This is a genomic window from uncultured Clostridium sp., assembly GCF_937920395.1.
GTDB lineage: Bacteria > Bacillota > Clostridia > Clostridiales > Clostridiaceae > Clostridium_AD.
Genome location: NZ_CALEVF010000265.1, coordinates 1 through 6006 on the forward strand (window position 1 = coordinate 1; position 6006 = coordinate 6006).

Sequence of the window (6006 nt, forward strand, 5' to 3'; positions counted from 1 at the left end):
CCCCGTATCGGACTTTCACCGACGAGTAAACGCCCATGCCGGGCACACTAAAAAAAACCTTTTAACTTGAGCGTTAAAAGGAAGCAATTAAAAATTATGTTTAACCATATAAATCAATAAACAAATTTTCATTATAAAGACCTCCCTATCACTCGTAGAGTTTATGGTGCAAAACATAGGCAGGTCTTCTGACTCAAGAATCATTATTTAAAGTACGCCTTCCCCGTTTCCGAGTGGCACATTGTACTTAAATTCATCTATTACAGCTACGAGCTAGTTCAGGATTTTAACCTGATTCCCTTTTAATTAATAAATTTTAATCAAACCTAAATTTTATTATTCTATTTTGATAATAATTTAATGTAAGTACTCACTGCATAATAATAACATTATTAATTCAAGAAATCAACTAACGAAATTGTCCACACCAATCCATAATTTCATGGATTAATGTGGACAACTTTGTTAATAAGTTTATTATCTTTTATATGGTTTATAGTTATTTATTAATCTTATTATCTCTCTTTAATTAACCTAGCCTGTAGAAACATGGCTTTTTTACCTATACTTGCAAATTTAGCTTCATACTCAGTAATTACATTTTCTTTAAAATCGCTCTTATGAAGATCATATGTTAAAAATAATATTTCAAACCCACATTGTTTGAAATATTCCACAGAGTCTTCAAACAAATCTGTATCATCTGTTTTGAACCACACTTCAGATCCAACTTTTAAAAACTTCTTATAATTTATTAAAAATTTAGTGTGAGTTAATCTTCTTTTATTATGTCGTTCTTTGGGCCAAGGGTTACAAAAATTTATATAAATTCTACTTATTTCATCTTTTGCAAATACATCATCAATAAACATAATGTTTAAAGGCATAAGACGTACATTTATATTTTGCTCTGCTTTAACTTCGCGAACTTCTATCACTTTTCTAAGTGCAAACACTAATACCTCATCTTTTAAATCTATACCTACAAAATTAACATTAGAATTTTGCCTAGATTTTTCTGCAATAAAACTACCTTTACCACATCCAAGCTCCAGATGTATTTCATTTTCATTTTTAAATTCTTCACTCCAATTTCCTTTATGATCATATTGATCTGTTCTTACAATATGGCTGGCTTCTAGTTCCGGCCTAGCCCAATATTTTTTTCTTAAGCGCATATATTTTCTCCTTACGTTTATAATAATAAAAACTTTTAACATCTTTTTTTAAATTTTAACTTTCTTATTAAGAATCACTTTTTATTGAAGCATTGATGCAATTCTCATAAAAATATTATATACCCAATCCGCTGGTACTTGCACAATATAAGTAAACCCTGATTGATTACCCGGTAATATAGGTAATAACAATACAATAAATATTAAAAATTGATACTTAGTAAGTGTATCAGACATATTGTAAAAAGCCTTAGGAAATAAATCTCTAATTATATGATATCCATCAAATCCTGGTACTGGCACTAAATTAAGAAAAAACAACATACAATTTATGGACACTATAATCTTAGATATTTCTAAAACAATGGTATATACCGTCCCTTGCATTGGTGAATATTTCCAAAACATCACTGTAAAAATTGAAAATATAAATCCAATTATTAAATTTGCAAACGGTCCCGCAAATGATACTTTTAAATCATCTCTATAATAATTTTTATATGAAGTAGGATTTGTTTGAACTGGTTTCGCCCATCCGAATCCAGTTAATAAAATCAAAATAAATCCCATTGGATCTATATGTGCAATTGGATTCAGTGTAAGTCTGCCTTGAAATCTTGGAGTTTTATCTCCTAACTTATCCGCTACAATAGCATGTGCATACTCATGGAATGTAAATGCTATTAATATCGCTGGTATCATTAAAATCTTATATAATATTGCCTGTGTATCCAAATTTACTCCCCCTCATTTTTATTTTATATATATCTACAATGTATAATATATCCATATAGTTATATTTTATTGCTATTTTACTTTAATAATATAATTTAATATAGTAATATATATTTTGACTTAACTTACTGAATATTCATATAAACTTTTAATTTAAGATTTCTTAGTAAATAAAAAACTATGCCAAAGGCATAGTTTGGATCCACTCATTACTTAAAAAGCACAAAAGATATTTTGTTGTTTGCAATGGATGCTACTCCCTTATTATATAACTGGACTAATTTCCCTTTATAACTAGTTTGAATACCAGAATTTATATCTTTTATAAACCCTTGCGATGGATTATTTTGATATATTTTACCATCAGTAGATACAAACAAATTTTCTTTAGTGCAAGGTGTTTGTAATTCGATAGATTTCCATGTACTAGTATCTTGTGATATTTTACCATAATAAACCTTGCTTATTAAATTGTCCTTTAACTCTGCAAGATATATATTATCATCATCATCAGCACCAATTAATGAAAGGTTGTCTACTCCACCAATGCTTATATTTTGATTGCTACCAGTAACATATATTTTATTATATACCGAGCCTTCATAGACTAATTTATCTTCATGACGAATCAATGCAATATTGTCTACAAGCTTAGGTATTGTATTTGTTTTTGACATATCTGGATTTCTATCAATTCTATATATGCTGCTTTTATTAGCATTATTTGATACCTTCACGTAAATAAGTCCTGTTAATGTCGACGTTTGAATATTTTCTACTTTAGGGTCAGTACCACCCCAATCTAATTTTATTGTCTTTACTTTTTCACCTTTTACTACATCGTAAGAATATAATATTAAGTTACTAGATTCATCATCACTTTCTTTTTCTACTAAAAGCATTCTATTTCTACCTGGAATCCATGAAGCAAAAGAAACGTTGCATCCATCTTCTGATTTTATGTTTTTAGTTTTCCCAGTCAAACAATTAACAATCACTAATTTCCCATCGTCATAGTAAGATATATATTTGGCATCATATGATACTAATATATTTTCTGCACTTGTTGGTATATTAATATCTATATTTTTGGGTTTTGTACTTGCATTTTCAACTACCTTTTTAGTAACTACTTTTGAATCAGTAGCTAAAAAATAGTGATCAATGTAAAAGAGACCTAAACATTGCAAAGCTAAAGATACTATAATCCATATACTTATTCTTTTCGTCCAACTCATATTTCTTTCTCCTTTAACTTTAACTTTAAAATATCCTCTACTTGAAGTTGGTACTATTTCCTACTCTCTATATACATAATAGAAGGTACTGACCTTTCTCCCAAACTATCTGATGGGCTATTTATTATTTCATCCTCATAAAATAATGTAGAAGAAGAACCTCCGTCTAAGTTACTAGCATTAAACGCCCCATAATCGTATAATGTGTCTTGTACCTCTCTCAAAGTAGCCCCTAAACTTTTCGCCTGTCTACCGTCAATTACCAAAAGTATTATTGCTCCATCTTTTCTTTGTGCAATTGCTGTTCTAGGTGCAATACCCCAACCCCCATCACCTTTAGTTATAGTTTTTTGTCCATTAACTATAAGTGCTGGTCCGAAAGATACTGCATCTATTACTCCAGCTGTCTGCATCTCAGAAATACTATGAATACCAACTAATAATTTTCCTGATTTGGTCATAGCTACAACTTCAGTTTTTTTATTTGCATTTGTTATATTATTAAACGCAATTTTTCCATTAGCCATTATAATTCCAGTTGGATTTGCTCCTGTTCCTGTCCATTTTGATCCATTATCCTCATCTCTAAATCCACCACCATTGATTGCCGCAATTGCATTGTTATCCTTTGCAATATCACTAGTTAGTTGACCTTCTTTACCAAGCATACTACTGTAACCTACTTTTAATCTGGTTGGGTCACTAATTATTAATATGTAACCTTTGAATTTATTTCCTTTAATATCATATCTTTCTATACTATTATCATCTTTTTTTTCTATTTTTACACCATCTAAATTATTTTGAACTAATGCATCTACTTTTTGATCACTCATGATTTTTGCTATTGCACTCTTAGATAAAAAGGTTGTTGCAAGCCATTGTAATGAATAAGTAGTCATCGCTGCACCTACTACTGTAGTCTTTACATTTTTAAACGGACCATAATAAAGCATAAATGGGCCAGTAATTGTTGTAAACGTCAATTCAAATACTACAAATAATAAAACAAGTGTGCTCGTACGTCTTTTGTTTCTTCCACGTTTTTTTATTTTTCTCATACTTCCCATCCTTTTCTTTATTATGTACTACAACATTGTACAGTATAATCATATAATTTAATACATTATTTTTATGTCATTTATGTAAATTTGGCTAATATATGATAATTTAATACAAAAGAGAGTATAAATTTTATACTCTCTTTTGTACTAAGTTTTCTTATTATAATTTTTTTGACCCTTCAAATGCTAGTGGCGACCGCTCACATTCATCATACTTTAAAGTTACCTGATAACATAAGTCACTACCCTTCATTTTTTCTGATGCATAACATAAACCATTTGATCTTTTATCTAAAAAAGGATGATCTATTTGCTCTGGATCACCAATAAGAACCAATTTAGTTCCCTCTCCAACTCTAGTTATTATTGCTTTTACTTGTTTAGGCGATAAATTTTGTGCCTCATCTATTATTACCCAATTTTTAACTATAGACCTTCCTCTAAGATAAGCAACCGCCTCAGTAGTTATTACTCTCCTATCAAATAGGTCTTTTATCTTATCTGACAATTGTTTTTCATTTTTGTAACGCTCTTTTTCATCAGATTCTACAAGTATCTCTAAATTATCAAATATCGGTCTCATAAATGGTGAAATCTTCTCCTGCTCTGTGCCAGGTAAAAAACCTATTTCTTCATCCATAGTAACATTGGGCCTACAAATTAAAATCCTCCTGTACTGCTCACCCCCAAGGTGGTGCTCACCGTTTTCTTGTAATATCTTTTGAAGCCCTACTGCTAATGAAAACAATGTTTTAGCAGTTCCAGCTGGTCCTTTAATAATTACTAGTGGTGCTTTTATTGAATCAATACTCAAAGCCTCTAGCATAAATCTCTGCCCTACATTCCGCGGTACAACTCCTAACGGTTTACTATCCTTATAATAAAGTGGCACTATATTTTTTCCATCATACCTTGCTAATGCCGTTTGTTTTGGATTTTCCATTGAATGAATTATTAAAAATTGATTTGTGTATAAAAACGGATTAGTATACTCTTCTAATTCCTCATTATATTCAAGTAATACACTAGCCTCTATACTTTTTTTACTGAAAAACTCCTGAAGTCTTTCCGGAGACACGAATACCTCTATTCTTCCTGTATACTGATTATCATACTCTGGCACAAATTTTTCATAATAATCTTCTACATTAATATCTACAGCATCCGCCTTTATACGCAAAAATATATCCTTAGTTATGAGCCATACATCTTCACCTTGTTCCTTAATACCTTTACATACTTGTAATATTCTATTATCAGCTTTTTCTTTGCTCCAAGAAGCAGGAATTTTAGTATCATATTGATTCATTTCAACCCGTAATCTTCCTCCATTTTCCAAATCAATACCCTCATTTAATTTTCCATGATTTCTGAGTTCATCGATAAGCCTTGCTGAATATCTAGCATTAGCTCCTAAATCACTTTTATCTTTCTTAAAACTGTCTAATTCTTCTAATACTACTTCGGGTATTATTACATTATTATCACCAAATGACAATATAGCACTAGGTGAATATAAAATAACATTGGTATCTAGTACATATGTTTTTTTCAAAGTATTAGTTCCCCCTCTCTCTCTATTACTAATATATGTAATTAATTCTATAAATGAATAAAAAACAAAATAAAATTTTACTTTCTTATTAATTTTTTATATAATAATTTTGACAAGTAATAGCTTTTATTATATAATAAGTTCTATATTGTATAATAATATTATAGGATGGTGTATATGGAGAACATTACAACAGTTTTTAAAGAGAAAAAATTAAAGCTTACACCCCAACGCAT

The 6006-nt window shown here is 29.8% G+C and carries 5 protein-coding genes and 1 riboswitch; all 5 genes read right to left on the minus strand.

Going from position 1 to position 6006, the window contains the following annotated elements; genetic code table 11:
• Positions 1-160 precede the first annotated feature (160 nt).
• Positions 161-345: riboswitch (cobalamin riboswitch) on the minus strand.
• Positions 346-515: 170 nt separating this feature from the next.
• Positions 516-1178 (minus strand): tRNA (guanosine(46)-N7)-methyltransferase TrmB, encoded by a 663-nt coding sequence (gene trmB, locus Q0649_RS16980; protein WP_298844800.1) that lies wholly within the window; start codon positions 1176-1178, stop codon positions 516-518.
• 81 nt (positions 1179-1259) lie between these two features.
• A complete protein-coding gene (locus Q0649_RS16985) occupies positions 1260-1913 on the minus strand; it encodes a site-2 protease family protein (protein ID WP_298844802.1) in 654 nt (217 codons plus the stop codon).
• Between the two features lie 209 nt (positions 1914-2122).
• On the minus strand, positions 2123-3151 hold the full coding sequence (locus Q0649_RS16990) for a hypothetical protein (RefSeq protein ID WP_298844804.1): 1029 nt from the start codon (positions 3149-3151) through the stop codon (positions 2123-2125).
• 53 nt (positions 3152-3204) lie between these two features.
• On the minus strand, positions 3205-4212 hold the full coding sequence (locus Q0649_RS16995) for a phosphodiester glycosidase family protein (protein WP_298844806.1): 1008 nt from the start codon (positions 4210-4212) through the stop codon (positions 3205-3207).
• 163 nt (positions 4213-4375) lie between these two features.
• The gene (locus tag Q0649_RS17000) at positions 4376-5770 is read right to left on the minus strand and encodes a PhoH family protein (protein WP_298844809.1); all 1395 of its coding nucleotides are present in this window, start codon (positions 5768-5770) and stop codon (positions 4376-4378) included.
• Positions 5771-6006: the final 236 nt, after the last annotated feature.

Bases quoted from the DNA above. Each gene is read 5' to 3' on its own strand.
- Q0649_RS16990 (WP_298844804.1), bottom strand. From the start codon at position 3,151: ATGAGTTGGACGAAAAGAATAAGTATATGGATTATAGTATCTTTAGCT.
- Q0649_RS16995 (WP_298844806.1), bottom strand. From the start codon at position 4,212: ATGAGAAAAATAAAAAAACGTGGAAGAAACAAAAGACGTACGAGCACA.
- trmB (WP_298844800.1), bottom strand. From the start codon at position 1,178: ATGCGCTTAAGAAAAAAATATTGGGCTAGGCCGGAACTAGAAGCCAGC.